Here is a 2,053-nt window from a genome sequence, read left to right on the forward strand (position 1 = left end):
GCAAGTTCATCCTTGTCTGCAATCTGATTGACCAATTCATCGAGTAATTTTTGAGTTTGATCTTTCATAGTATAAAGTTTTTAGACTCACAAAATCAGATCAATTCCGCTCAACACAAAATTTTTTGGAAAGTCTTCTTGAACTCCACAAATACACAAACTACTTGACAGTCCCAGAACTTCCCCCACACCCAGTAACCAAACCCCAAACAAAACCACTATCGTTAATCAAAACCCGGCAGAGTGGTGCTATACCATAAATTCGAGAACTTTCCCCACACCCAGTAACCAAACCACAAACAAAACCAATATCGTTAATAAAAAGCCGGCAGAACGATGCCACACTATAAATTAGGGACGCTTACCACACACCTCCAACGACCTCATATCCCTTTTCGCGTAAACTGAAAGAAGGTTTTGATAGGTGTGGTTTTCCCATCGACTTCCAGAACCGGATAGGCAAAGAAAGGAATCGGACCCGATTTCGGCCCCGGTTCAAATTCAAGGTCCCGGCCCCGGCTGAATTCGATTCGGTTGGCCGGATGACGCCCAAAATAATAGGTAGACAGAGCGGTATACTTATTGGCCTCGCTGATGTCAATGGGCCACCATTTATCCTGGGCATAGAACTCTGCCCAACAGTGATAGCCGTTGACGCCACCCGCATTTCGTTCCGACGGAATAGCTGCACCGATGGCAAACCGGGCCGGAATACCCGCTGAACGGGCTAACGAGATGAAAAAAGAGTGGAATTCGGTGCAATTACCCAGCAATGCATCACAGGCATATACAGCGTCTCCGGTACCGTACTTTTCGTTCTTGATGTACCGCATATTGTCAATGAGATAATCGTACAGGGCTCTGGCCTGCATCAGGGTGTTGTCATTGATTTTATCCCCGATAATGGAATCGGCCAGGGTGGTGAACCGGTCGTTCACAGGCATCAACAGATCTGCCGACAAATAATCATTGGGACTGGTATTGTCCTGGTAAGGTTCTTTTTCTTTCCGGTCTACATCGTAGGTCAGCTCGATAATATCCCCGCTATGCCCAGGTGACAGCTCCATATATAAGGAGGTATTTCCAAATTCATGATCTTTGACTACCTGGTGTGCCACGGGCGATTGGATGGAGACCACGTCTATTTTTTGGAATGGGTCGCTTTGTGCCAGGGGAATCCAGATTTGAGCATCATCCGTGATTTCTGGCAGGGTGATCTGGTATTGAAAGGTAAAATGGTCCCTTCCTTCGATCACACCGAGTAGTTTGGATGAGGATTCTTCCACTGGAACGGTGATCCAGGTATCATCCTCCCGTTGACTCCAGGAATAAAAAGGTTTTCCATTTAGCTTATGCACCGTGGTCCGTGTGACGGTCATGTTCCCCGGATCGCCGGTAAGAAAAAAATCAACATCGTACACATCACCGCTTTTATCGGCCAGGTCGACACAGGCGAAGTGTTCCCTGGGCCCGAGATTGGCCAGGTATTCGGTGTGTACGCGGACCAGATTCAGCGATAAATCCTTATCTTCTGTTTTTAGATGAAAATAGCCATTGCCTGCCTCGACTTGTTCATCAATGTAGTCTTTAATACCGGCTGCTATATCGTCAGTAACCACCAGCGGGACATCTGGTGTCTTGGTTTTCTGGTGATCCTGGGAATTTGTGTTTTGGCTGAAAGACAAAAAAGCAACTGCGAGAAGCAATGCTGTTAGTCCGGTTTTTAAATATCGACGGTAGGTAGTCGTGTTTGATAGAATCATGTTTATTCGTTTTGTGCAACTGAAATATTTCAGGGGCTCGATGAATAGAACTTGTTTAGCGAGCTATTTAGCATAGTTCCAATTGTAAATATATTATAATAATAGGAATCATACAATGGACTTGCCTTTGCTATAGATCATTTATAACGCCCCATTGGCCTTTACCCAATAACCTGACAGATACTATGATCTAATCCAAGTATTTATATTGTTATTTCTCAAAATATTTTCTTAATTTAAAGATACCGAAAGAAGGCCTCAGCCGATTCAATACGCTGAAGTCTATCTAGT

The 2,053-nt window shown here is 44.6% G+C and carries 1 protein-coding gene; it reads right to left on the reverse strand.

Translation table 11 applies throughout. The features are described from left to right. Positions 1-382: 382 nt before the first annotated feature. Complete coding sequence (locus KUV50_RS19245) at positions 383-1,762, reverse strand: transglutaminase-like domain-containing protein (protein WP_222581840.1); 1,380 nt, start codon at positions 1,760-1,762, stop codon at positions 383-385. Between the last annotated feature and the right edge of the window lie 291 nt (positions 1,763-2,053).

The sequence above is a fragment of the Membranihabitans marinus genome (assembly GCF_019802045.1).
GTDB classification, from domain to species: Bacteria; Bacteroidota; Bacteroidia; order Chitinophagales; family Saprospiraceae; genus Membranihabitans; species Membranihabitans marinus_A.

Bases quoted from the DNA above. Each gene is read 5' to 3' on its own strand.
- KUV50_RS19245 (WP_222581840.1), bottom strand. From the start codon at position 1,762: ATGATTCTATCAAACACGACTACCTACCGTCGATATTTAAAAACCGGA.